We start from the raw sequence: 25,019 nt of genomic DNA on the forward strand, positions 1-25,019 counted from the left end.
ATACTATGCATGCATAGTATTTTTTTTTATATTTGAAAAAGTTTAGATAGTAATTCTATGAAAGATAAAACAATAGACTATATACTCAGAGCAACTTGGCAAGCAGTTGCCAGGATGTACAACGAAGAAGCTGCAAAATACAGTGCCACAATGGCTACTGGATTTGCTCTTTTAAGTATCGATAGAGAAAAAGGTTCTCCTTCTACAACATTAGGTCCAAAAATGGGTATGGAAGCAACAAGCTTAACTAGAACGCTAAAGTCAATGGAAGAAAGAGGATTAATTACTCGTAAAAAAAATCCAACTGACGGAAGAGGCGTAATTATTCAATTAACTAAAGAAGGAAAAGAAAAAAGAGAACTTTCGAAAGAAACCGTACTTCGTTTTAATGAAACCGTAAAGCAACATATTAGTGAAGAAAAATTACAACACTTTATGGAAGTTGCCGAAATCATCAACGAATTGATTGCAGACAAAAAAATCTATAACGACAAATAAAACAACAAACCTATAAACATGAAACGTAATATTAAAAAAGTTGCTGTTATTGGTTCCGGAATTATGGGAAGTGGTATCGCTTGCCATTTTGCTAATATTGGTGTAGAAGTCTTATTATTAGACATCGCGCCAAACGAACTAACCGAAGCCGAACAGAAAAAAGGATTGACTTTAGAGAGTAAAGCCGTTAGAAACCGATTAGTGAATGATCATTTAGCTAACGCTTTAAAATCAAAACCTTCTCCTATTTATCATCCAAGTTTTGCATCAAGAATTACAACAGGTAACACTACAGATGATATGTCAAAAATTGCAACTGCCGATTGGGTTATCGAAGTGGTTGTAGAACGTTTAGACATCAAGAAAATTGTTTTCGAACAAGTTGACAAATACAGAAAACCAGGAACTTTAGTAACATCAAATACGTCTGGTATTCCAATTCAATTCATGAGCGAAGGAAGAAGCGACGATTTTCAACAACATTTCTGTGGAACGCACTTTTTCAATCCAGCACGTTACTTAAAATTATTTGAAATCATTCCAGGTCCAAAAACCTCTAATGAAGTATTAGATTTCTTGAATGGTTATGGTGAAAAATTCTTAGGAAAAACTTCAGTTGTAGCAAAAGATACTCCAGCTTTTATCGGAAATAGAATTGGAATCTTCGGAATTCAAAGCTTATTTCACCAAGTAAAAGAAATGGGCTTAACCGTTGAAGAAGTGGATAAATTAACGGGACCAGTTATTGGTCGTCCAAAATCAGCTACTTTTAGAACGGTTGATGTAGTTGGTTTAGATACTTTAGTTCATGTGGCTAATGGAATTTATGAAAATTGTCCAAACGACGAAGCGCATGAATTATTCAAACTTCCTGAATTTGTTAACAAAATGATGGAAAACAAATGGTTAGGAAGCAAAACTGGACAAGGTTTCTACAAAAAAGAAGGTAAAGACATCCTAACCTTAGATTTAGATACATTAGAATATAGAGCCAATAAAAAAGCATCATTCGCTACTTTAGAGTTAACCAAAACGATTGAAAAACCAATCGATAGATTCAAAATTTTAGTGACTGGAAAAGACAAAGCAGGCGATTTTTACAGAAAAAACTTTGCTTCTATGTTCCAATACTGTTCAAACAGAATTCCTGAAATCACAGACGCGTTCTACAAAATCGACGATGCTATGAAAGCTGGTTTCGGTTGGGAAAACGGCCCATTCGAAATTTGGGATGCTATCGGAGTTGAAAAAGGAATCGAATTAATGAAAGCGGAAGGTTATCAACCTGCTTCTTGGGTAACGGATATGTTAGCTTCTGGAAACACTACTTTCTATTCTATTAAAGATGGAGCAACGCACTTCTACTCTATCACCAACAAAAAAGTGGAGAAAGTTCCTGGTCAGGATGCTTTCATTATCTTAAATAACATTCGCGAAAGCAAAAAAATATGGAACAACAGCGATGCAATCATTACCGATTTAGGTGATGGAATCATCAATTTAGAATTTACATCTAAAATGAATTCTATTGGCGCTGGTGTTTTACAAGGAATTAACAAAGCTATTGACATTGCTGAAAAAGATTACAATGGTTTAGTAATTGGAAATCAAGGCGCTAATTTCTCTGTTGGAGCCAATTTAGGAATGATTTTCATGATGGCTGTTGAGCAAGAATATGACGAATTAAACATGGCAATCAAAATGTTCCAAGACACAATGATGCGTTGTCGTTATTCAGCTATTCCAGTTATCGCAGCTCCACACGGAATGACATTAGGTGGTGGTTGCGAATTAACTATGCACGCAGATAGAGCGGTTGCCGCAGCAGAAACCTACATCGGATTAGTAGAATTTGGTGTTGGAGTAATTCCTGGTGGTGGTGGTTCTAAAGAAATGGCTTTAAGAGCATCTGATTTATTCCGTAAAAATGATGTTGAGTTAAATGTGCTTCAAGAATATTTCTTAACTGTAGGAATGGCAAAAGTAGCTACTTCAGCTTACGAAGGCTTTGATACCGGAGTTTTACAAAAAGGAAGAGATATTGTTGTCGTAAACAAAGACCGCCAAATTGCAACAGCTAAACAAGTAGCATTACAAATGGCAGAGCAAGGTTACACACAACCAGTAAGAAGAAAAGATATCAAAGTATTAGGTAAACAAGCTTTAGGTATGTTCTTAGTAGGAACTGACCAAATGGAAGCGGGTAAATACATTTCTGAACACGATAAGAAAATTGCAAACAAACTGGCTTATGTTATGGCTGGTGGCGATTTATCAGAAGCAACTTTAGTTTCTGAACAATATTTATTGGATTTAGAAAGAGAAGCATTTTTATCATTAACTGGAGAAAGAAAATCTTTAGAAAGAATTCAGTACATGTTAACCAAAGGGAAACCATTAAGAAACTAAGAAATGAGAACAGCATATATAGTAAAAGGATTTAGAACAGCAGTTGGAAAAGCTCCAAAAGGTTTATTCCGATTCAAAAGACCTGATGAATTAGCAGCAGAAACCATCGAACACATGATGAAAGAGTTGCCTGATTTCGACAAAACACGTATTGATGATGTCATGGTAGGAAACGCCATGCCAGAAGCAGAACAAGGTTTAAACGTTGGGCGTTTAATTTCATTAATGGGATTAAAAATCACAGATGTTCCTGGAGTTACTGTAAACAGATATTGTGCTTCTGGAGTAGAAACTATTGCAATGGCAACCGCTAAAATTCAATCAGGAATGGCAGATTGTATTATTGCTGGTGGAGCTGAAAGTATGAGTTATATTCCAATGGGAGGTTACAAACCAACACCAGACTACAAAGTTGCCGCTGCAGGTCACGAAGATTATTACTGGGGAATGGGTTTAACAGCTGAAGCAGTTGCAAAACAATTCAATGTTTCTCGTGCTGACCAAGATGAGTTTGCTTATCAATCACACATGAAAGCGTTGAAAGCGCAAGCAGAAGGGAAATTCGACAAACAGATTGCGCCTATCACGGTTGAACAAACGTTTATTAATGAAAACGGTAAAAAAGAAACCAAATCTTATGTAGTAAATAAAGACGAAGGTCCAAGAGCTGGAACTTCGGTAGAAGCTTTAGCAGGATTACGACCAGTATTCGCTGCTGATGGTTCGGTTACCGCTGGAAACTCTTCACAAATGAGTGATGGTGCAGCTTTCGTTTTAATCATGAGCGAAGAAATGGTTAAAGAATTAAACCTAGAACCAATCGCAAGAATGGTAAGCTATGCTGCTTCAGGTGTAGAACCAAGAATTATGGGAATTGGTCCAGTTACTGCAATTCCAAAAGCATTAAAACAAGCGGGATTAAAACAAGACCAAATCGATTTAATTGAGTTAAACGAAGCTTTCGCAGCACAATCTTTAGCTGTTGTCAGAGAATTAGGTTTAAATCCTGAAATCGTAAACGTGAATGGTGGAGCCATTGCTTTAGGTCACCCACTAGGTTGTACTGGTGCTAAACTATCAGTTCAATTGTTTGACGAAATGCGCCTGAGAAACAGCAAATACGGAATCGTTTCAATGTGTGTTGGAACAGGTCAAGGTGCAGCTGGAGTATTTGAATTCTTGAAATAAAAAAACAAGGAACACAGATTAGAAAAATTAGAGAAATTTTAAAATTTTATTCATTTCTTCAATCTGTGTTCCAAAAAATAATTAACCAATAATGAAAAGAAATTAAAATTTTCTTTTCTCTAAAAAATAAAAGTTATGTCAGATATCATCAGAGGAGGACAATTCCTTGTAAAAGAAACAAAATGCGAAGACATCTTCACTCCAGAAGACTTCAATGAAGAACAAGTTATGATGCGTGATTCCGTAATCGAATTCGTAGACAAAGAAATTTGGCCAAACAAAGAACGCTTCGAAAAGAAAGATTACGCTTTAACCGAAGACATCATGCGTAAGGCTGGAGAATTAGGTTACTTAAGTGTTGCCGTTCCTGCTGCTTATGGCGGAATGGAAATGGGATTCGTAAACACCGTTTTAGTTTGTGATTATATTTCAGGAGCAACTGGTTCGTTTTCAACAGCTTTTGGAGCACACACTGGAATTGGAACGATGCCAATTACTTTATACGGAACAGAAGAACAAAAACAAAAATATGTACCAAAATTAGCTTCTGGCGAATGGTTTGGAGCTTATTGTTTAACTGAACCAGGCGCAGGTTCTGATGCAAATTCAGGAAAAACAAAAGCCGTTCTTTCAGAAGATGGAACACATTATAAAATCACTGGTGGAAAAATGTGGATTTCAAATGCTGGTTTTTGTAACGTAATGATTGTTTTCGCTCGTATTGAAGACGATAAAAACATAACAGGTTTCATCGTTGAAAATGATCCTTCAAACGGAATTTCAATGGGTGATGAAGAGCACAAATTAGGAATTCGCTCCTCTTCTACGCGTCAAGTTTTCTTTAACGAAACAAAAGTTCCTGTAGAAAATATGTTGGCAGGTCGTGGCGAAGGTTTCAAAATTGCGATGAATGCTTTAAATGTTGGTCGTATTAAATTAGCAGCAGCTTGTTTAGAAGCACAACGTAGAACCATATCTACAGGTGTAAATTATGCTAATGAAAGACTTCAATTTAACGTTCCAATTTCAAGTTTTGGAGCAATTCAAGCTAAAATTGCTGAAATGGCAACAAATGCTTATGCAGGAGAAAGTGCTACTTACAGAGCTGCATCAGATATTGAAAACAGAATCAATATTAGAGTTAGTGAAGGAAATTCACACCAAGAAGCTGAATTAAAAGGGGTTGAAGAATTCGCAATCGAATGTTCCATTTTAAAAGTAGCAGTTTCTGAAGATGTTCAAGCGTGTACAGATGAAGGAATTCAAATTTTTGGTGGAATGGGATTCTCTGAAGATGCACCAATGGAAAGTGCTTGGAGAGATGCTCGTATTGCCAGAATTTACGAAGGAACTAATGAAATCAACAGAATGTTATCTGTTGGAATGTTAGTAAAAAAAGCGATGAAAGGTCACGTCGATTTATTAGGTCCGGCAATGGCTGTGGCTGAAGAATTAATGGGAATTCCTTCTTTCGGCATTCCAGATTATTCAGAATTATTTGCTGAAGAAAAAGAAATGATTGCCAAATTGAAAAAAGTATTCTTAATGGTTGCAGGTGCTGCAGTTCAAAAATACGGCCCAGAATTAGAATCACACCAACAATTGTTAATGGCGGCTTCAGATATCTTAATCGAAATCTATATGGCTGAAAGTACAATTCTTAGAACTGAAAAATTAGCTAAAAAAGAAGGCGAAGACAAAGTTCAGGAGCAAATTGCTATGGCAAAATTATACTTATATCATGCCGTAGATATCGTGAACCAAAAAGGAAAAGAAGGAATTGTTTCTTTTGCTGAAGGCGACGAACAACGTATGCTGTTAATGGGATTAAAACGTTTTACAAAATATACGAATATGCCAAATGTAATTGGTCTTCGTGAAAAAATTGCTGCAAAAATTATTAGCGAAAATAAATACGCTTTTTAATACAGCAATTAATTGGTTTAGTTTGTTTAAAAAAACCATTCGTTTAGGCGAATGGTTTTTTATTATTTTAAAATCTGAGCAGCATGGGCTTTCGTTTTTACATCCGAAATTACTTCTTCAATAATTCCGTTTTCATCAATTACAAAAGTGGTTCGGTGAATACCATCATATTCTCTTCCCATAAATTTCTTTGGTCCCCAAACACCAAACGCTTGAATAACCGATTTATCTTCATCAGCTAACAAAGGAAAAGGCAAATCATATTTTTCTATAAACTTCGCTTGTGCTTTTGCACTATCCGCACTCACGCCTAACAAAGCGTAATTATTAGCCTGAAAACGAGCGTAATTATCTCTCAAATCACAAGCTTCTGTAGTACAACCTGGTGTACTTGCTTTTGGATAAAAGAAAACTACTAATTTTTTTCCTTTATAATCGGCTAATTTATGTGAAGTTCCACTTTGGTCAAAACCTGAAAAATTAGGTGCTTTATCTCCTGTTTTTAATGTTGTCATTTATTTATGGTTTAAAAGGTTATCAGTTTATAAGGTTAAAAGGGAAAGAACTCATCAATAAAATTGAATTTTGATATTGCGCTTTTACTTTATAACTTTACGAATCAAATTTAGTTAAAAATGACCAAAAGCGAGAAGGTAACATTTGTTATAAATACGTTAAATGAATTATATCCTGAAATTCCAATTCCTTTAGACCATAAAGATCCTTATACTTTACTAATCGCTGTGTTGCTTTCGGCACAATGTACGGATGTTCGCGTGAATCAAATTACTCCAATTTTGTTCGCAAAAGCAGATAATCCGTATGATATGGTAAAAATGACAGTGGAAGAAATTAAGGAAATTATTCGCCCGTGTGGCTTATCGCCTATGAAATCAAAGGGAATTCATGGTTTATCAGAAATTTTAATTGACAAATACAATGGCGAAGTGCCTCAAAGTTTTGAAGCTTTAGAGTCTTTACCAGCAGTAGGACATAAAACAGCGAGTGTGGTGATGAGTCAAGCGTTTGGAGTTCCTGCTTTTCCAGTAGATACACACATTCATAGATTAATGTATCGATGGGGATTAACTAATGGTAAAAACGTACAACAAACAGAAAAAGATGCCAAACGTATTTTCCCAGAAGCATGTTGGAATGAACTACACTTGCAGATCATTTGGTACGGACGTGAATACTCTCCGGCTCGTAGTTGGAATTTAGAAAAAGATATTATTACGAAGACGATTGGGAGAAAAAGTGTTATTAATGAACTTAAAAAATAAATGGCAGCAAGAAGTATAAATCATATGATCTTTGCTGGTGTTTATCCTCATTACATAAACAAAGTAGAGAGAAAAAATCGTACAAAAGCAGAAGTCGATGAAATTATTTGTTGGTTAACAGGTTACACAATTGAAAGCTTACAACACCAAATTGATACTAAAGTTGACTTTGAAACCTTTTTTGAGCAAGCACCTAAATTAAACGAAAACGTTTCAAAAATTACTGGTGTTATTTGTGGCTATCGCATTGAAGAAATTGAAGGCCAATTAATGAAAAAAGTGCGTTATTTAGATAAGTTAATTGACGAATTAGCCAAAGGAAAAACCATGGAAAAGATTTTAAGAAAATAAAAAAAACTCATTTCAAAAATAGTTGAAATGAGTTTTTATAATAGTTATTTATTTAAAACATGATAAGCAATTAATCCATCAATAGGTCTTCTTAATACGTTTCCAATTTTAATATCATATTTATTAAGAATTTCTGACAATTCATCTTTTAAATAAAATGCAATTGAGCCGATAAAATGCACTGGTACTTCTTTACAATTTTCATATTGCATGATGTAATTTTTGGTGAATTTTTTAAGTTCATTTTTTATAATCTTTTTACAATATGGATGTTCTTTATGTTTGATTATAAATTTTGCTAAAGTAGCTAAGTACGCATTTGGATTAGCTTCTTTGTATAAGTTATGCTTAATATAATCTGCATCAACATTATATTCTTCTTGAAATTCTTTAGCCAAATCTTCAGGCATAGAATTAAAATAGTATTTTCTTAACAAGTGTCTTCCAAATCGGTTTCCAGAACCGTCATCCATTGCAATATAACCTAATGATTGTACTTTTTGATGTAAAACTTTACCATCAAAATAACTACAATTTGAGCCTGTTCCTAAAATACAAACAATTGCTTCTTCGTCTTTAGGTGTAGTGGCATATACTGCTGCAAAGGTGTCTTCATGAACTACAATTACTGCATTTTTAAAATAATTTTGAAAAACTTCTGAAAGAAAATTTTTCATTCTATCAGTTCCACAACCTGCTCCATAAAAGAATAAATGTGCGGCTTTGTCTTTGTTGTGAGAAATATCAAATTTATCTTCTAAACGATTGATGATTTCTTCTTTATCTAAAACTTCTGGATTTAAACCTAAAGTTTGTGTTGTGAATAGTACTTTTCCTGAATCATCAATTGCAATCCAATCGGCTTTGGTAGATCCACTGTCAACTAGTAATTTCATTGGGTTTTGATTTTGTTAGGTAACAAAAATCCCGTATACATAAGATGTCACGGGATTTTTTAATATATACATATTATTTTAAACCAGCTACGTGTACTGATAAGTCGATTAATTTACTTGAATAACCATATTCATTATCATACCAAGATACAACTTTAAAGAAAGATGAATTTAAACCAATTCCAGCTTTAGCATCAACAATTGAAGTTCTAGAATCAGAAATAAAATCTTGAGAAACAACTAAATCTTCTGTGTATCCTAAAATACCTTTCATAGATGTTTCAGAAGCTAATTTAAGCACTTTCATAATTTCTTCATAAGACGTTTCTTTTGCCGTTTTAAAAGTTAAATCAACAACAGAAACATCAACAGTTGGAACTCGCATAGACATTCCAGTTAATTTACCATTAAGTTCTGGAATAACTTGTCCAACAGCTTTTGCAGCACCAGTTGAAGATGGTATAATATTACAAGAAGCTGCACGTCCACCTCTCCAGTCTTTACGTGAAGGTCCGTCACAAGTCATTTGTGTAGAAGTAGTAGCATGAACAGTTGTCATTAAACCTTCAACAATACCAAAATTATCATTAATTACTTTAGCTAATGGAGCTAAACAGTTTGTAGTACATGAAGCGTTAGACACAACTTTATCTGCTGCTGTAGCTTTTTCATGGTTAACTCCCATAACAAACATTGGTGCATCAGCTGATGGAGCTGATATAACTACTTTTTTTGCTCCTCCATCAATATGGGCACTAGCTGTTTCAATTGTAGTAAAGAAACCTGTACATTCTGCTACCACATCTACATCAACTGAAGCATCATCCCATTGGATTAATTTTGGATCTCTTTCAGCTGTAACCCTAATAAATTTATCGTTAACGTATAATTTTCCTTCTTTAACTTCTACTGTACCATTAAATCTTCCGTGAACAGAATCATATTTAAGTAAATATGCTAAATGATCAACATCTAATAAATCGTTAATAGCAACTACTTCTACATTATCTCTATTAAAAGTTTCTCTAAAAACAATTCTTCCAATTCTTCCAAATCCGTTAATTCCTAATTTTACTTTTGACATTTTTTTCTTGATTTTATTTGTGTTTATGATGAAACAATATCTGAAACTTTAACTAGTTCCATATCGATTTCGCTTTGTCCTTTAATTGCTTGATCTAATGGAGTTAAAATTACTTTATCTTGATATAATCCTACCATTAAATTCGATTTTCCTTCCAGTAACGTTTCTATAGCTTTTACTCCTAATCTTGATGCTAATACACGATCAAAACATGATGGTGAACCACCACGTTGCATATGACCTAGAACTGAAACTCTAACATCATATTCTGGCATATTTTCTTCTATATAATCTTTTAACTCGAATACGTTTTTACCTATTTTATCACCTTCAGAGACTACAACAATACTTGAAGTTTTACCTGATTCTTTACTTCTTTTTAAGGATTCAACCAAACGATCTAACCCAAAAGCTTCTTCTGGAATTATTATTTCTTCAGCCCCTGCCCCAATTCCTGCATTTAAAGCAATATGCCCAGCATCTCTACCCATTACTTCAACAAAAAATAATCGATTGTGCGAATTTGCAGTATCTCTAATTTTATCAATTGCATCAATAACAGTATTTAGAGCAGTGTCATATCCTAAGGTGTGACTTGTACCATAAATATCATTATCTATAGTTCCTGGTATTCCTATAACTGGAAATTTATATTCTTCATTAAAAATTTCAGCTCCTGTAAAAGAGCCATCACCACCTATTACAACAAATGAATCAATTCCTGCCGCTACTAAATTTTCATACGCTTTTTGCCTTCCTTCTTTTGTTCTAAAATCGGCTGATCGAGCTGATTTTAAAATAGTACCACCTTTATTAATGATATTTTTTACATCTCTTGGCCCCATTTCTTTAAAATCTCCTTCAATCATGCCTTGGTAGCCTCTATAAATACCTACACACTCTACATTATAATAAGCACATGCTCTTACTACTGCACGAATTGCAGCATTCATTCCAGGAGAATCTCCTCCAGAAGTTAAAACACCAACTCTTTTAATCTTTGCTGACATATTATTTGATTGTTTATGTAAAATTATAAAACGAAAAATAAAAAAACGCCTTTTTTTGCTTAGTATTTAATAATACCTGCAAAATCAAACGTTTTCGTTAATAACTTTTTGTTTTTATTGCTAAATATATACGAATTAATCGATTTCAGGAACTTTTATTGCATCTTCAATAATTGCATCTGAAGATTTTGTTTTTCTTTGATTAATTAAATCCAAAAATTCAGGTGGAAATTCTGAATCTGGTAAGTCATCTTTAGATTTTGACGAATTTTTTTTCTTTTTGTTACTATTGAATATCTTTCGCAACATTTCTTTAAATGTATTGAATTCAACATTATATGTAATTCCAAGCCCTTGTGTATAACGAATACCGTCACCTACATAGTTAATATCATTCTCTCTATTAAAAACGTGAGCATTTAGTGAACCATCTTCATTTAACTGAATTAAAATTTCTAAATTACCTACAATGACTGACTCAGTTACACCTCCAACCGGTACACCAAGTTTACCATTAATAGAAATTTTATCATTAATCCTTGTATTCATTGTAACACCAACCCTATCTGAAACTTCAGTTAATCTATCTCCTTGTGAGTAATCAAATCCGAGTTGTAATTTACTATCCTCATCTGCAAAAATATCATTAATAATAGAGCTAGCTCCTTCAATTAATGAACCATAAGCTGAATTACCCGTAGATTCGGCTGTAATAAACGAACCTGTTGCCAATAATGCAAACGCTTGAGTTTGTCTTGTATCCTTATCCTGTAATTTATAATCTATTTCACTTTTAAGAACCGTACTTACAGTAGGAAAATCTATATTAAAATTAGGCTGAGGGTTACTTAAATTTCCATTTAACAATATGGAAACATTAGTATCTACCTTTCTATTAATAGAGGCACTTTCTACAAGTACAGAAGGATTAGCTTGAGTTTTATATGTAGCTTTTAAATCTAAAACAGCATTCATTGGTTGTCCATCCCAACGAATAGTACCGCCTTTTTCAACATTAAATTTTTTATCTATAACACCACCATATTTAAAATTATATTGCCCCTCCTGAACTATAAAATCACCAAACATTTCAAATTTTCCAAGTGTATTAATATTCATTTGCATTGAACCTACACCCTTTCCTTTCATAGCGTGACCAGTTTCTCTATTTAAAATGATTTCAATATCTGTATCTGTATCAATATCAAAATTAAAATCGAGTTCTAAACCTTGATATTTATCTTCATTTACAATTTTATTAATTAAAGATTTTTGATATTCTTCGACTGTCATAAAATTAATAAAAGAATTGTTCCCAAGATCTTCATCATCATTAACAGGAATCTTTATTGAAGTGCCTTTTTCTGATTCACCTGCAACATTAATAACCAAAGCATCAATAGACCCCATAATACTTGCTTTTCCTTTCATAAAAGCTGTACCATAATAATACGCATCTTCAGAATCCTCAGTATTAAGTGCTAATATATTATCGGATATTAAATGCAAATCTAAATCCCAATCTCCTAGTTTTTCATGACGAATGGTACCATCAAAAATTCCTTTTGTATTATATTTTGTATCAGTAATTTCTATTTTTCTTAAACTAAACTGATGCTCAGTCAAATCAATAATTGCATTTTTTTCAAGCGCATAGTCAACATTTAGATAAGGTACTTTAATACCTGCATCATTTAAATAGAGTCGTCCATCCATTTCAGGATTTGTAAAAGAACCTCCTATAGTTGTTCTACCTGTTGCATTTCCTCTAACATCAGATAATACTCCATTTAATAAGGTACCAAAGGGAGCTAAATCAAATTTATCAAAACCGGCTTCTAGTTCTAAAGTTGATTGTTCGCCTTCAAAATTAATGTTTCCATCAAGAAAAAACCGTTCAATATCTCCTTGTTCTAAACTAGAATTAATTTTAAATTGATTAAAGTTTTCATTGCCTTCAATTTTAAAATCTAAATCACCTAATAAAAATTGGTTAACAGCTAAACTGTCTATTGTTAAATTGGAAATTGGAGAATATTTATTATCATCTTGCTTATACGTAATCATTCCATTTATTTTTCCTCCTAATGACAAACTATCTAACGATGGTGTTATTTTATTTAAATCAACATCTTTAAATGTAAGATTAAAATCTTTATAATTTGTTCCTCTCATGGATCCAAAAAAATCTATATTTTGATGATTATGAGATAAAGTAAGTTTTTCAAAATCAAAATTTTTAAAATCCTTGTCAAACACAACCTTGTTGTTATCTGTTTCGTTTTCATTTATAAACCATAAATAATCTTTAAACTTAACTTCTGATTTTTTAAAACCTAAAATTGATTGCTTTTCTTTATTAATGGTATGATAAAGGTTTAAATCATAAGCATCTTCAGTCTTTGGTCCACCTTTAAATTCAGACCTTACAAATAAAGTGTCATTTAACGTAACATTTATTAAATCAAAATCTGCAATTTTATATTTACTGTTTTTAATTGTATCAACTGTAATATAGGCGTTATATAAAGGATTTTTATTATTAATTTCAATATTGATATTATTAATTGTGTTATCATAAGCAACTATATTAGGACAAGTAAAGTCAAACAAGAATTTACCTTCATCTCCATTTATTTTACCTTTAGCTTTTGTGTTTTCTGAAATTTTGATTTCCGGAATAAAAACTTCAACGATTTTATCATGTATTGTAATATCGAAATTTAAAAACTGACCTTTTAGTAATTTATTTGGAGTATAATTAGCATACAAACTTCCAAGTGCATTTTCAACAATCTTTTGCACTTGATTTACTTTATATTTCCCTACAATTGTTCCGGTTATGATATCTGGAGAATTCACTTCAATTGTTCTTACTTTCTCTTTATCAAATGATGAAGTAATTTCAAAATCATTAAAAAAATATGAATTCTTACTATTTTGATACGATACATTTTTAATATGTAAAATTCCTGCTAAATCATCAATTGAATTTCCGTTTGCTTTGAATTCAATGTTTCCTTTAAATATTGAAACTGAATCTGTTTTATAAAAATTTAAAATGTGTAAATCTGCGTAGTCAATTTGTGCCTTGAAATCGTAATTTTTAGCTTTTAAACTCAAATCTATGATACCATTAAAATCCATTTTTAAATTAGGATCATTGCTATTGAAATATCCTTTATAATAAGGCATTTTCATACTTCCATCCACCGTAATATTTTGATAGTTATATCCGTTGTAATAAAACTTTTCTATTTTACCTTTTATAGCTGTGTTTAGAAGTTTTTGGGTAAACCCTTTACCATCAACATTTAAATCTAGAGTTGCTTTTCCAATATCTTTCTGACTTAAAAGTGTTCCTAAATCAAAAGCATCTAATTTTATATTTCCTTGATACGAAGCATTATCTATGTTATTGATATTTTGCATAGCTAAGTCACCTTCAAGATAACCTAATTGGGATAACATACTAACATCAGCGTTAACATACTTTTGTGTTAGTTCAACATCTCCCGCAATATTTACATTTCCTAATTTGGCTAAAACCGATGGCAAATTACTACCCAAAATTCGCGGAAGAATTGATTTTAAATTTTCGTAATTTGAAGAAACTCTATCAAAGCTTCCCTTCATATAAAACTCTTGATTGCCTTTGCCAAAAAGATTTCTAAAGTTTGCAGTTCCAATAATCTCCGATTGATTTTTATCAGCTAATTTTAAATTATGAGTAGTGAAGTTGTTTAATGTTCCAACCAAATGCGTGTCTACATAGAAAACATTATTTTTTCCAAATTCGTTGTAAAAATAATTCAAATCGTTTGATGCAATTGAAGCTTTATCAAATTGAACATCAAAAATTACTTTGTTATTAAAATCAGAGAAATCTTTTCTATCATATTTCAACTCTACTCTACCTTTCATTTCCGATTGAGGCGTTTTCATCGATAAGCCATCTAATAAAATGTTCTTTTTTGTATAAGTAAAATCAGATGTAATATTTTCAACTACTAATCCTCTATGATCTTTAAAGGATAACTTATCAATATAAGTAGTAACATTTGCACCTTTAATAAAAAAATCTTCAATATTTGCATTCAACTTGGTAAAATCGAGCATTTTTGGCGTTTGAAGATTGTAATCAATATATTGAAAACGACTATTATAAACCGTCATTTTATTAGCTTTCATTCTAAATTTCCCTGAAGAAGGCGAACCATCGTCAAACGCTTCAATAAATTTATCTAAGTTGGTATAATCTTCATTTTTGTAATTTACAATTCGAACATCCATACCATGCAACACCAAATTTTTCAAATAAGGATGGCCTGGATCATAAATTTTCTTAAAACTTAAAATTGAAGTATTTAATTTCTTGATATAAAACAAAGTATCCTTATGATGGTCTAAAACCAAAACATTACCCAGTTTTACACTGCCAAAAGGCGTCATAGCAACTTTCCCTATTGAAATGTTAGTTCCAAATGATTTATTTAAACTATCAGTTGCGTATTTCCCAAGAGCTGTTTGCACAAAGGGTAAAGATAAAAGAATACCCAATAACAATAGAAGCAATAATATTGCAATCAAAGTTCGAAATAGTATTTTTTTAAATTTTTTGATACGTTTTTTTGTTTTAAATTTGCGTCAAAATATCCCTTTATGGTATAACTCAACAAAAATAGGGAATTTTGTAAGATAATTATAATATCTTTAGTTCAAATTTCATGCCTAAAATGTCAGAAAGAAAAATTTATACTTTAGCTATCGAAAGTTCATGTGATGACACTGCTGCTGCCGTACTTTGTAACGATGTAGTATTATCAAATATTGTGGCGCGCCAGGCAATTCATGAAGAATATGGTGGCGTCGTTCCTGAGTTGGCTTCAAGAGCCCACCAACAAAATATTGTACCAGTTGTTGATGTTGCTATTAAAAAAGCCGGAATTACAAAAAACGACTTGAACTGTATAGCTTTTACACAAGGTCCTGGATTAATGGGTTCGCTATTGGTCGGTGGGTCTTTTGCGAAATCGATGAGTATGGCGTTAGACATTCCGTTGATTGCAATTAACCATATGAAAGCGCATATTTTAGCCCATTTTATTGCCGAAGAAGGTTTTAAAAAACCCACATTTCCCTTTATTGCCTTAACTATTTCTGGTGGACATACACAAATTGTAAAAGTGAATAGCTTTTTTGATATGGAAATTATTGGCGAAACTACCGATGATGCTGTTGGTGAAGCATTTGATAAAAGTGCCAAAATTTTAGGACTTCCCTATCCTGGAGGACCTTTAGTAGATAAATTTGCTCAAGAAGGAAATCCGAAAGCGTTTCCGTTTACCAAACCAAAAGTTGAAGGATTGAATTTTAGTTTTAGCGGATTAAAAACTCAAATCTTGTATTTCGTTCAGAAAAATGTGGCTTTGAATCCCAATTTTATTGAAGAAAATAAAGCGGATATTTGTGCTTCAATTCAACACACCATTATCAATATTTTAATGGATAAGCTGAAATTAGCGGTTGCTGAAACTGGAATTAATCAGATTGCAATTGGTGGTGGTGTTTCGGCAAATTCTGGAATTAGAACTACATTGAAAGGAGCAGAAAAAAAATACGGTTGGAAAACGTACATTCCTAAATTTGAATACACAACCGATAACGCAGCAATGATTGGAATTGTAGGTTATTATAACTTTTTAGAAGAAAATTTTAGTAACGCTGAAATAACATCTAAAGCACGAATTGAATTTTAATCTTATGCAATTATTCTATAATTCAGACATAAAAAAAGGTGATTCAAACTTCTTTTTCGACAAAGAAGAAAGCAAGCACATCGTTAAAGTTTTACGTAAAAAAGAAAGTGATAAAATATTTATTACTAATGGATTAGGTTTTTTATTTGAATCTAAAATTATTTTAGCTTCAGAAAAAAAATGTGAAGTGAAAATCATCAAAGAAACCTTCAAAGAACCAGATTCTTTTTACACACATATTGCTGTAGCTCCAACTAAAATGAACGACCGTTTAGAGTGGTTTTTAGAAAAAGCAACCGAAATTGGTATTCATGAAATCACACCAATTATTTGCGATCATTCGGAAAGAAAAGTATATAAAATTGATCGAGCGGAAAAAATTATTCAGGCTGCCATGAAACAATCGTTACATTATTATTTACCTAAGATTAACGAACCTGTTTCTCTTACACAATTTGTAAAATCAAATATCGACGGACAAAAATTCATCGCACATTGCGAAGAAACAGATAAGAAATCGTTTAAAAATGAAGTTAATAAAAATAATAAAGTAACTATCTTAATTGGTCCAGAAGGCGATTTTTCTACAAAAGAAATAAATTTGTCTATTGAAAATAATTTTATTCCTGTAACTTTGGGAAACACAAGATTACGAACTGAAACTGCAGCTTTAGTAGCTTGTCATACAATTGCACTTATAAATGAATAAACTTTTAACTTTCGGAATTTTATTAGTTTGGAATTTGGGATTTACTCAAGAAATCGCTGTTGCTAAATATTCTGGTGGTGGTGATTGGTATGCAAATCCGACTTCTTTACCTAATTTAGCTAAATTTTGCAATCAGAATATCAAGACCAATTTAAATACTAAAATTGCAACGGTTGAAGTAGGAAGTGCTGAAATATTTTCCTATCCATTTGTTCACATGACCGGTCATGGAAATGTAGTCTTTAGCGCTAATGATATAATTAATCTAAGAAACTACCTTACTTCAGGTGGTTTTTTACATATTGATGATAATTACGGAATGAACGAATTTATTCGAAAAGAAATTAAAAAGATATTCCCTGATAATCCATTGACTGAAATTCCTTCCTATCACATTTTATTTCAAGAACCTTTTTCATTTCCTGGTGGGTTACCTAAAATTCACGAACACGACAATCAAAAACCTCAAGCTTTCGGAATTTTTATTGATGGTAGAATCGTTTTGCTTTACACTTTCGAAACTGACTTAGGTGATGGTTGGGAAGATACCGAAGTGCATAATAATCCCCAATCAACCCGAGAAAAAGCATTAAAAATGGGAGCCAATATTATCAATTACGTTTTTAAAAATTAGTAAATGACTTCAAAAGAATTATCCCTCGGAATTGTAAGAGCAGTTGCTATAATGGCATCTATTTTACTTCTTTTATTTTTCTTGTACAAAGTAGCAACCGTTATTGTTTACTGCATAGTTTCGGTTATCTTTTCACTTTTACTTTACCCTTTAGTATTATTTTTAAGAAGAAAGCTCAAATATAGAAATACATTGGCTGTAGTTGTTTCTTTATTATTAGTTATTTTTTTAATTGCGGGAATTTTTTTATTATTTGTTCCATTAATTATTTCACAAGGCGAAAATTTATCGCTTTTAGATATTAATTCTCTTGAAAATAATTACAATACTTTACTAAATGATGTCACAGTATATTTAAGTTCTCACAATATCGATTTACAACAAATTGCTAAAAGTTCTAATCTTACTTCTTTTTCCAATTTTGAATTTATTCCCAATTTCTTAAATAATATCATTATTACCATTGGTAATATCGGAATGGGATTGGCATCGGTTTTATTCATCTCATTTTTTATACTTAAAGAAAGAAGCTCCTTTTCATTAGCATTTAAAAATATTTTACCTGTAAATCAAAAAGAAAAAGTTTTAAATTCTGTTGAGAAAATCAACGAAATGCTATCCAAATATTTCTTAGGATTGTTATTGCAATTGTTCATCATCTTAGTTTTATATTTTATCGTCTTTTTGATTTTCGGAGTAGAAAACGCCTTAATAATTGCACTTTTATGCGCAGTTTTTAACATTGTTCCCTATGTTGGACCAATCATCGCCACTTTTGTAGCCGGACTTCTAATTATGATTAATAGTATAGGAACTGGTGCCGATTTTGCTTCCGAAACTTTACCAACTACTATTTACGTTTTAATAGGAATGTTTGTGGTGCAATTGATTGATAACAATGTGAGTTCGCCATTGATTTTTTCAAAAAGCACTAATTCACATCCTTTAGAAATCTTTTTAGTGATTTTAATTGCTGGAATTTTATTCGGTATTACCGGAATGATTATCGCTGTTCCTTTTTACACTTCGTTAAAAGTAATTGGCAAAGAATTTTTACCTGATAACAGAATCATTAAAGTCCTTACCAAAAACTTATAGTTTTGAATTTAGAATTTCTTTTACATACTGAAATACAGAATTTCATCAACCAAAATCTAAATTCGGATAGTTCGAAGTTGGCTTTAAAGAAAAACCCTTTTCCTGAAGAAAATTATTCGGTTATCATCAATCAAATTATTGCAAAAAAGAAAGCGAAAGACAAACTTCCAACTTGGTTTTCTTCTGAAAATATTATTTATCCTGAAAAAATATCTATCGAACAAACATCTTCAGAAACTACAGCAAAATATAAAGCTTCATTAGTTTCAGGTGAAAAATTAATCGATTGCACAGGCGGATATGGTATTGACGACTACTATTTTGCCAAACAATTTAAATCGGTTATTCATTGCGAATTAAATGCTGATTTATCTAAAATTGTAACACATAACTTTGAAGTTCTAAAAGTTTCTAATATCGAATGTTATCAAGGCGATAGCACTGAATTTCTAAAAAAACGTCAGATTGAGCTTGTCGAAATCCAAAAGTTCGACTGTATTTACATTGATCCTTCCAGAAGAAATGATGCGAAAGGCAAAGTCTTCATGCTAGCCGATTGTTTACCAAATGTTGTTGACTTACAAGATTTTTATTACCAATTTGCCGATACTATTTTAATCAAAACTGCTCCTATTTTAGATCTTCATGCTGGATTATTGGAATTGAAAAATGTTTCGGAAATTCACATCGTAGCTGTGGATAACGAAGTAAAAGAGTTGCTTTGGAAAATAGAGAAAAAATGCAATGAAGCACCTGAAATCATTGCCGTGAATCTTGAGAAAGAAAAACAAACGATTACCAAAATTGAAAGCTCAAAATCGTACTCAGCGCGTTATAGTTTACCAAAAAAATATCTGTACGAACCCAATGCATCTTTAATGAAATCTGGCGGATTTGAAGCCGTTTCCGAATTGTTTGCTGTTGAAAAATTGCACCAACATTCGCATTTATATACTTCGGATGAACTTATCGATTTTCCTGGAAGAAAGTTTCAAATTGATGCCATTGTTCCGTTTCAGAAAAAAGAAATTTCGCAACATATTCAAGGTAAAAAAATGAATGTTTCCACACGAAATTTCCCCATAAAACCTGAAGAAATTAAGAAAAAATACAAAATTACAGATGGTGGAACAATTTTTGCTTTTTTTACCACGAATGTAAATAATGAAAAAATAATTTTACTTTGCACCAAATTATAATCCAAATGAAACACCTTTTATCGCTGCTATTGTTACTTACGTTAAGTGTTAACGCTCAAAAGAAAGACTGCATTTACGACATTGAAGAAAAAACCGATTCTACTTCGTTAAAAGTATTACCAAATGTTCTAGTACACGAAAAAATATTTGGAAACACTAATGAATACTTATTCTTTGCACTTTTAAACGACAATGGAACGCCAATGCTAAGTATTCAACAATTGCAAAAAAGTAAAGATTTTATTAAAACCAATTGTATTGCTAAAAATTCAAAAATCATCTTACAATTAATGAATGGAAAAATCATAAACCTTATTAGTTCAGATGAAGAAGCTTGTAGTGTTTTGATATTTGATACAAAAGAAAAAAATAACATGCGTGTTTTAGATGGTTATTTTTACTTCACAAAAACCAATTACGAAGAATTAAAAAATAGTCCAATTAGTTTAATGCGAATTCAATTTGCAGGAGAAACAAAAGATTACGTACTAAAAAACGAATTAAACTCAGAAACTTTAAAAACAACTTCTAAACCCGATAGTTATTTTATGCAGTTTTTGAAGTGTGTGGAGTAGGTATTTAACGTCCCTGTCTATGGCAAGTGCGGGATTTTAAAACCAAATCTTTGTCCGCCAGCGGAATGTTGTTTAGTTGCAATGTCTTCATTTTTAAGCATTCAGCCCGCATTTGCTATAGCCGATGTTGTGCTTAGTTTTTTTTCTCATTCATTCTACTGTCATCAATAATATGAATACACACACTATCATTATCGGTGCAGTGTAAGCCATTATTTTTCGACATTTTCTAATTCTATCCGTTGTCCGTTTAAGTTTTTCATATTTCAAGTACTTGTCAGCTTTTGGAATTCCAATTATCCAACAGTCCAAAGTGTGAAAGTTAGTCAAATACCAACTTGTCGGCGCATGTGTTTTTGTTAGTTCCCCGTCCTTGTCGATCGAATCCATCATTGTCCGTAAGTTAAAACAGGCAGGAGTATAAAATACAACTGTCACTATCCAAAAAATCAGGAAGCTTAAACTTGTTAATATTAATAGGGTCGTCTCCATTTTACATTAAGCACAACTTGTTTATAACACCAAATATACCAAACTTTTAACCAAAATAAAAAAACATTTCAGGAAACTACAAAAAACAAAAAAGCCTTGCGTTTGCAAGGCTTTTTGTGATCGCGCCAGGATTCGAACCTGGGACCTACTCATTAGAAGTGAGTTGCTCTATCCAGCTGAGCTACGCAACCTATTTTATTATCGTCGGGGTGGCAGGATTCGAACCTGCGGCCTCCTGCTCCCAAAGCAGGCGCGATAACCGGGCTACGCTACACCCCGCAAAAACAAAAAAAAGCGGAGAGACAGGGATTCGAACCCTGGCGACGGTTACCCGTCGACAGATTAGCAATCTGCTCCGTTACCACTCCGGCACCTCTCCTATTATTCTGTAAGAACTTATCTTTTTTGCGGTTGCAAATGTATGTTTTCATTCGTTAATATACAACTATTATTAGAGATTTTTTAATATTTTTTTAATATAAATTTTAAAAGCACTAATAGTCAATACAATAACAATGATTAAAAATTTAGGAATAATTCGCATTTCATAGAAAATCAAAAATAAAGTCTAAATAGTAGAAATCCATTTTAATTATTAAAAATCAATTTCATTTCCTTTTTAAGGAAGAATTATAGTGTTTTCTTTATCAAAATTCGAATAAAAATAGTAATTTCGCAATTCAAATAAAAAACCATTCTATCATGAACAAAAAAGTAGTTATCGTTTCTGCCGTAAGAACTCCAATTGGAAGTTTCATGGGAGCTTTATCTAGTGTACCTGCAACTAAGTTAGGTGCTGCTGCCATCAAAGGCGCTTTAAATAAAATCAATTTAGACCCTAAATTAGTTGACGAAGTATTAATGGGTAATGTAGTTCAAGCTGGAAACGGCCAAGCTCCTGCAAGACAAGCCGTTTTATATGCTGGTTTATCTGAAAATGTAGCTTGTACTACCATAAATAAAGTTTGTGCGAGTGGTATGAAAGCTGTTATGCAAGGAGCTCAAGCTATTATTGCCGGAGATGCTGAAATCGTAGTGGCAGGTGGTATGGAAAACATGAGTTTAATTCCGCATTATGTTCATTTAAGAAATGGCGTAAAATTCGGTCCAACTTCATTAGTAGACGGAATGCAAAAGGACGGCTTAACAGATGCATACGATAATAACGCTATGGGCGTTTCTGCTGACTTATGTGCGTCTGAATATAACATTACAAGAGAAGATCAAGATAACTTCGCAATTCAATCGTATGAGCGTTCTGCGGCTGCGTGGGAAGCTGGTAAGTTTGATGCAGAAATTGTTCCTGTTGAAGTTCCTCAAAGAAGAGGTGACGCTATCATAGTTTCTAAAGACGAAGAATTCACTAATGTAAAATTAGATAAAATTCCATCTTTGGCTGCTGTATTTACTAAAGAAGGAACGGTAACTGCTGCAAATGCTTCCACTATTAATGACGGAGCTGCAGCTTTAGTATTAATGAGCGAAGAAAAAGCACAATCATTAGGATTAACTCCTTTAGCTTACATTAAATCATACGCTGATGCTGCTCAAGAACCAAAATGGTTTACAACTGCGCCTGCAAAAGCATTACCAAAAGCATTAGACAAAGCTGGTTTAACAGTTGCTGATGTTGATTTCTTTGAATTCAATGAAGCTTTCGCTGTGGTTGGATTAGCTAATGCACAAATCTTAGGATTAGACAATGATAAAATCAATGTAAACGGTGGAGCTGTTTCTTTAGGTCATCCTCTGGGATGTTCTGGAGCTAGAATTATCGTTACTTTAATCAGTGTTTTAAACCAAAACAATGCTAAAATTGGTGCAGCTGCTATCTGTAATGGTGGTGGTGGTGCTTCTGCAATTGTTATTGAAAGAGCGTAATTTTTAACATTTATTAATGGTGAATTTTGAAATTTAATTACATTTGTAATTAAATTCTTAATTCACCATTTTTTATTCAGACCAACATGTTTGGAATTTGTAATTTAGCCATAGTACCCGTAAGAGCGGAAGCCAGTGACCGAAGCGAACAAGTTTCGCAATTACTATTTGGCGAGCACTTTAAAATTATTGAAATGACTGCCAAATGGGTGCAGGTAGAATTGGCATTTGATAATTACATTGGGTGGATTGACTCTAAACAATATCAAGCTATTTCAGAAGAATATTACAACATTTTAAACGATACTCCTATTGTTTTAAATGCTGATTTGGTTGAATATATTACCGCTCCAAATAATCAATTAACTTCGATAACACTGGGTGCTTCGCTATCATTTTTAGATAATGAAGAAATTAACACCAATAAATACAATTTTGAAGGCATTAAAGTCTGCGGTCAAAAAAAGAAATCTGAATTGATTAAAACCGCTTTCATGTATTTGAATGCACCTTATTTATGGGGAGGAAAAACGCCATTTGGAATTGATTGTTCAGGTTTTACTCAAATGGTTTATAAATTAAACGGTTATTCACTTTTAAGAGATGCTTCACAACAAGCCACTCAAGGAGAAGCTTTAAGTTTTATTGAAGAAAGTGAACCAGGCGATTTAGCCTTTTTCGATAACGAAGAAGGTAATATCATTCACGTTGGAATTATGATGGAAAACAACTACATCATTCACGCATCAGGAAAAGTACGAATTGACCGTTTAGACCATTTAGGAATTTACAATGCAGAAGTCAATCGACACACCCACAAACTGAGAGTTATTAAAAAAATAATATAAAAAAATCCCGATGAAAATCGGGATATTTTGTTTTAGTTGATAGCTTTTGCTTTTTCAGGCTGACCAATTATTTCGTATGTCAATTTTAAAATGCTTTTTGTATTTGCATCATTTGGATTGATAGAATATGCTTTTTCAAAATCTGGCAATGATTTAGCAAACATTTCTTTTCTCTTTTGCATCAATTCATCATACTTTTTTTTATCTGCTCTTGAATTGTTGATTTCTGTTACCAATTTATCATCTTCCGCCAAACCTGAATATCCTGAGTTAAAATAGATATTAAATTCTCCATTTTTTAACTCTTCATCATTTGGAGATAATTTTCTAGCTTCTGCATAAGTTGCTTTAGCTTTATCCATATTTCCATTTTGAGTATACAAAATAGCTAGAATTTTTAACACATCTGGTTTAGTTCTACTTACTTTTACATCTCTTGGTTTTTCATATAATCCCATAGAAATGTATTTTGTTCTTTCTTCTCTGGAACCAATTTCTTCCTCATTCCCATTTGCTTTATTAGTAGCATAATAATACATTCCTGATTTCATGTAATCACTATTAGCCAATTCTTCGTACAATTTTTCAGCTGATTTATATTCTTTTGAATTTACAGCTAAAATTGCAGCATTGTTTAAAGCTTTTCCTTCTCCTTTTGGATCAAAAAGATATAAACTATAAAAAATGGCAGATGATTCTTTTAATTTTGAAGCATTGTTTAAACTTCCCGCTAAAGCATTTAATGTTTCTTTAAAACCTTTTTTCTCTTCAATTAGTTCATCTGTGTAAATCTTTTTTCCTGACTTTTTTTCGAATGCAATTGTTTCATCTATTACAACTCCATATTGCTTAATGAATTCAGGATTATACAATCCCATCTGATCTTGTATCGTTGCTTTATCACCTTTAGAAGCTAAAACAATTGTTGGATACATCGTTTTGTAAAATTTAGCATATACTTTATCTGACTCTTCTGTTGCAGAAGTTTCTAAAGCATCACTTGCTGTTTTGTATGCAGCTATGTCTTTATCAGATATAGTTTCTTTACTATAAATTTTCTTTAATGTTTTTAGCTCATCTTTTTGAGCAAATGTGGCAACTGACAATAAAAGCGTTGCACTTAATAGTAATTTTTTCATTGTTTTAAAATCTGGGTTAAACAAAAGCCCAAAATAAATT

Annotated in this window: 20 protein-coding genes and 3 tRNA genes; 14 read left to right on the forward strand and 9 right to left on the reverse strand. The window is 32.3% G+C overall.

Annotation, left to right across the window (positions count from 1 at the left end; translation table 11 throughout):
* Nucleotides 1-57: 57 nt before the first annotated feature.
* From GFJ94_RS04190 to GFJ94_RS04205, 4 genes are all read left to right on the forward strand, one after another.
* On the forward strand, nucleotides 58-498 hold the full coding sequence (locus GFJ94_RS04190) for a MarR family winged helix-turn-helix transcriptional regulator (protein WP_153200335.1): 441 nt from the start codon (nucleotides 58-60) through the stop codon (nucleotides 496-498).
* Between the two features lie 18 nt (nucleotides 499-516).
* The gene (locus tag GFJ94_RS04195; RefSeq protein WP_153200336.1) at nucleotides 517-2,907 is read left to right on the forward strand and encodes a 3-hydroxyacyl-CoA dehydrogenase/enoyl-CoA hydratase family protein; all 2,391 of its coding nucleotides are present in this window, start codon (nucleotides 517-519) and stop codon (nucleotides 2,905-2,907) included.
* Nucleotides 2,908-2,910: 3 nt separating this feature from the next.
* Nucleotides 2,911-4,095 (forward strand): acetyl-CoA C-acyltransferase, encoded by a 1,185-nt coding sequence (locus tag GFJ94_RS04200; protein WP_153200337.1) that lies wholly within the window; start codon nucleotides 2,911-2,913, stop codon nucleotides 4,093-4,095.
* Nucleotides 4,096-4,230: 135 nt separating this feature from the next.
* Nucleotides 4,231-6,021: an acyl-CoA dehydrogenase family protein gene (locus GFJ94_RS04205; protein WP_153200338.1), complete on the forward strand. Its 1,791-nt coding sequence runs from the start codon at nucleotides 4,231-4,233 to the stop codon at nucleotides 6,019-6,021.
* Between the two features lie 62 nt (nucleotides 6,022-6,083).
* On the opposite strand, the gene bcp is transcribed toward GFJ94_RS04205, so the two are convergent.
* Nucleotides 6,084-6,536, reverse strand: coding sequence for a thioredoxin-dependent thiol peroxidase (gene bcp / locus GFJ94_RS04210; RefSeq protein ID WP_153200339.1), 453 nt, complete (start codon nucleotides 6,534-6,536; stop codon nucleotides 6,084-6,086).
* Between the two features lie 120 nt (nucleotides 6,537-6,656).
* Here bcp and nth point away from each other — a divergent pair, with 120 nt between their 5' ends.
* Nucleotides 6,657-7,304 (forward strand): endonuclease III, encoded by a 648-nt coding sequence (gene nth / locus GFJ94_RS04215; RefSeq protein WP_153200340.1) that lies wholly within the window; start codon nucleotides 6,657-6,659, stop codon nucleotides 7,302-7,304.
* Nucleotides 7,305-7,655 (forward strand): DUF2200 domain-containing protein, encoded by a 351-nt coding sequence (locus GFJ94_RS04220; protein WP_153200341.1) that lies wholly within the window; start codon nucleotides 7,305-7,307, stop codon nucleotides 7,653-7,655. It abuts the gene before it with no gap.
* A 44-nt stretch (nucleotides 7,656-7,699) separates the two neighbouring features.
* On the opposite strand, the gene GFJ94_RS04225 is transcribed toward GFJ94_RS04220, so the two are convergent.
* The 4 genes from GFJ94_RS04225 to GFJ94_RS04240 form a co-directional block, all read right to left on the reverse strand.
* Nucleotides 7,700-8,551 (reverse strand): BadF/BadG/BcrA/BcrD ATPase family protein, encoded by an 852-nt coding sequence (locus tag GFJ94_RS04225; protein ID WP_153200342.1) that lies wholly within the window; start codon nucleotides 8,549-8,551, stop codon nucleotides 7,700-7,702.
* Nucleotides 8,552-8,624: 73 nt separating this feature from the next.
* Nucleotides 8,625-9,635: a type I glyceraldehyde-3-phosphate dehydrogenase gene (gap, locus tag GFJ94_RS04230; RefSeq protein ID WP_153200343.1), complete on the reverse strand. Its 1,011-nt coding sequence runs from the start codon at nucleotides 9,633-9,635 to the stop codon at nucleotides 8,625-8,627.
* Between the two features lie 23 nt (nucleotides 9,636-9,658).
* Nucleotides 9,659-10,645 carry a 6-phosphofructokinase gene (pfkA, locus tag GFJ94_RS04235; protein WP_153200344.1) on the reverse strand — a complete coding sequence of 329 codons (987 nt, stop codon included), beginning with the start codon at nucleotides 10,643-10,645 and terminating at the stop codon, nucleotides 9,659-9,661.
* A 135-nt stretch (nucleotides 10,646-10,780) separates the two neighbouring features.
* Nucleotides 10,781-15,235 (reverse strand): translocation/assembly module TamB domain-containing protein, encoded by a 4,455-nt coding sequence (locus tag GFJ94_RS04240; protein WP_238989434.1) that lies wholly within the window; start codon nucleotides 15,233-15,235, stop codon nucleotides 10,781-10,783.
* A gap of 146 nt (nucleotides 15,236-15,381) precedes the next feature.
* Between GFJ94_RS04240 and tsaD the strand changes: the two genes are divergently transcribed.
* The 6 genes from tsaD to GFJ94_RS04270 are packed head-to-tail and all read left to right on the forward strand — an operon-like array spanning nucleotide 15,382 to nucleotide 20,619.
* Nucleotides 15,382-16,404: a tRNA (adenosine(37)-N6)-threonylcarbamoyltransferase complex transferase subunit TsaD gene (gene tsaD / locus GFJ94_RS04245; RefSeq protein WP_162523787.1), complete on the forward strand. Its 1,023-nt coding sequence runs from the start codon at nucleotides 15,382-15,384 to the stop codon at nucleotides 16,402-16,404.
* Between the two features lie 4 nt (nucleotides 16,405-16,408).
* Nucleotides 16,409-17,113, forward strand: coding sequence for a 16S rRNA (uracil(1498)-N(3))-methyltransferase (locus GFJ94_RS04250; RefSeq protein ID WP_153200346.1), 705 nt, complete (start codon nucleotides 16,409-16,411; stop codon nucleotides 17,111-17,113).
* Nucleotides 17,106-17,747, forward strand: coding sequence for a DUF4159 domain-containing protein (locus tag GFJ94_RS04255; RefSeq protein ID WP_153200347.1), 642 nt, complete (start codon nucleotides 17,106-17,108; stop codon nucleotides 17,745-17,747). Before GFJ94_RS04250 ends, GFJ94_RS04255 begins: the two co-directional genes overlap by 8 nt.
* Before the next feature lie 3 nt (nucleotides 17,748-17,750).
* On the forward strand, nucleotides 17,751-18,845 hold the full coding sequence (locus GFJ94_RS04260) for an AI-2E family transporter (RefSeq protein WP_153200348.1): 1,095 nt from the start codon (nucleotides 17,751-17,753) through the stop codon (nucleotides 18,843-18,845).
* Nucleotides 18,846-18,847: 2 nt separating this feature from the next.
* The gene (locus tag GFJ94_RS04265; RefSeq protein WP_153200349.1) at nucleotides 18,848-20,044 is read left to right on the forward strand and encodes a class I SAM-dependent methyltransferase; all 1,197 of its coding nucleotides are present in this window, start codon (nucleotides 18,848-18,850) and stop codon (nucleotides 20,042-20,044) included.
* A gap of 5 nt (nucleotides 20,045-20,049) precedes the next feature.
* Complete coding sequence (locus tag GFJ94_RS04270; protein ID WP_153200350.1) at nucleotides 20,050-20,619, forward strand: hypothetical protein; 570 nt, start codon at nucleotides 20,050-20,052, stop codon at nucleotides 20,617-20,619.
* A 609-nt stretch (nucleotides 20,620-21,228) separates the two neighbouring features.
* Here GFJ94_RS04270 and GFJ94_RS04275 read toward each other — a convergent pair.
* From GFJ94_RS04275 to GFJ94_RS04285, 3 genes are all read right to left on the reverse strand, one after another.
* Nucleotides 21,229-21,302: transfer RNA gene (locus tag GFJ94_RS04275), tRNA-Arg, on the reverse strand.
* Between the two features lie 13 nt (nucleotides 21,303-21,315).
* Nucleotides 21,316-21,390 (reverse strand) — tRNA-Pro (locus GFJ94_RS04280).
* Between the two features lie 16 nt (nucleotides 21,391-21,406).
* Nucleotides 21,407-21,490 (reverse strand) — tRNA-Ser (locus tag GFJ94_RS04285).
* 323 nt (nucleotides 21,491-21,813) lie between these two features.
* Here GFJ94_RS04285 and GFJ94_RS04290 point away from each other — a divergent pair.
* Nucleotides 21,814-22,992 (forward strand): acetyl-CoA C-acyltransferase, encoded by a 1,179-nt coding sequence (locus tag GFJ94_RS04290; RefSeq protein ID WP_153200351.1) that lies wholly within the window; start codon nucleotides 21,814-21,816, stop codon nucleotides 22,990-22,992.
* Between the two features lie 86 nt (nucleotides 22,993-23,078).
* Nucleotides 23,079-23,840, forward strand: coding sequence for a C40 family peptidase (locus GFJ94_RS04295; RefSeq protein WP_153200352.1), 762 nt, complete (start codon nucleotides 23,079-23,081; stop codon nucleotides 23,838-23,840).
* Between the two features lie 32 nt (nucleotides 23,841-23,872).
* Here the strand turns inward: GFJ94_RS04295 and GFJ94_RS04300 are convergent, their stop codons facing one another.
* On the reverse strand, nucleotides 23,873-24,979 hold the full coding sequence (locus tag GFJ94_RS04300; RefSeq protein WP_153200353.1) for a hypothetical protein: 1,107 nt from the start codon (nucleotides 24,977-24,979) through the stop codon (nucleotides 23,873-23,875).
* Nucleotides 24,980-25,019 lie beyond the last annotated feature (40 nt).

Source organism: Flavobacterium sp. LMO8 (genome assembly GCF_009495755.1).
Taxonomy (GTDB): Bacteria; Bacteroidota; Bacteroidia; order Flavobacteriales; family Flavobacteriaceae; genus Flavobacterium.

What these genes read in the sequence shown, in the direction of transcription:
- GFJ94_RS04190 (WP_153200335.1), top strand. Translation starts at nt 58, where the DNA reads ATGAAAGATAAAACAATAGACTATATACTCAGAGCAACTTGGCAAGCA.
- GFJ94_RS04195 (WP_153200336.1), top strand. Translation starts at nt 517, where the DNA reads ATGAAACGTAATATTAAAAAAGTTGCTGTTATTGGTTCCGGAATTATG.
- GFJ94_RS04200 (WP_153200337.1), top strand. Translation starts at nt 2,911, where the DNA reads ATGAGAACAGCATATATAGTAAAAGGATTTAGAACAGCAGTTGGAAAA.
- GFJ94_RS04205 (WP_153200338.1), top strand. Translation starts at nt 4,231, where the DNA reads ATGTCAGATATCATCAGAGGAGGACAATTCCTTGTAAAAGAAACAAAA.
- bcp (WP_153200339.1), bottom strand. Translation starts at nt 6,536, where the DNA reads ATGACAACATTAAAAACAGGAGATAAAGCACCTAATTTTTCAGGTTTT.
- nth (WP_153200340.1), top strand. Translation starts at nt 6,657, where the DNA reads ATGACCAAAAGCGAGAAGGTAACATTTGTTATAAATACGTTAAATGAA.
- GFJ94_RS04220 (WP_153200341.1), top strand. Translation starts at nt 7,305, where the DNA reads ATGGCAGCAAGAAGTATAAATCATATGATCTTTGCTGGTGTTTATCCT.
- GFJ94_RS04225 (WP_153200342.1), bottom strand. Translation starts at nt 8,551, where the DNA reads ATGAAATTACTAGTTGACAGTGGATCTACCAAAGCCGATTGGATTGCA.
- gap (WP_153200343.1), bottom strand. Translation starts at nt 9,635, where the DNA reads ATGTCAAAAGTAAAATTAGGAATTAACGGATTTGGAAGAATTGGAAGA.
- pfkA (WP_153200344.1), bottom strand. Translation starts at nt 10,645, where the DNA reads ATGTCAGCAAAGATTAAAAGAGTTGGTGTTTTAACTTCTGGAGGAGAT.
- tsaD (WP_162523787.1), top strand. Translation starts at nt 15,382, where the DNA reads ATGTCAGAAAGAAAAATTTATACTTTAGCTATCGAAAGTTCATGTGAT.
- GFJ94_RS04250 (WP_153200346.1), top strand. Translation starts at nt 16,409, where the DNA reads ATGCAATTATTCTATAATTCAGACATAAAAAAAGGTGATTCAAACTTC.
- GFJ94_RS04255 (WP_153200347.1), top strand. Translation starts at nt 17,106, where the DNA reads ATGAATAAACTTTTAACTTTCGGAATTTTATTAGTTTGGAATTTGGGA.
- GFJ94_RS04260 (WP_153200348.1), top strand. Translation starts at nt 17,751, where the DNA reads ATGACTTCAAAAGAATTATCCCTCGGAATTGTAAGAGCAGTTGCTATA.
- GFJ94_RS04270 (WP_153200350.1), top strand. Translation starts at nt 20,050, where the DNA reads ATGAAACACCTTTTATCGCTGCTATTGTTACTTACGTTAAGTGTTAAC.
- GFJ94_RS04290 (WP_153200351.1), top strand. Translation starts at nt 21,814, where the DNA reads ATGAACAAAAAAGTAGTTATCGTTTCTGCCGTAAGAACTCCAATTGGA.
- GFJ94_RS04295 (WP_153200352.1), top strand. Translation starts at nt 23,079, where the DNA reads ATGTTTGGAATTTGTAATTTAGCCATAGTACCCGTAAGAGCGGAAGCC.
- GFJ94_RS04300 (WP_153200353.1), bottom strand. Translation starts at nt 24,979, where the DNA reads ATGAAAAAATTACTATTAAGTGCAACGCTTTTATTGTCAGTTGCCACA.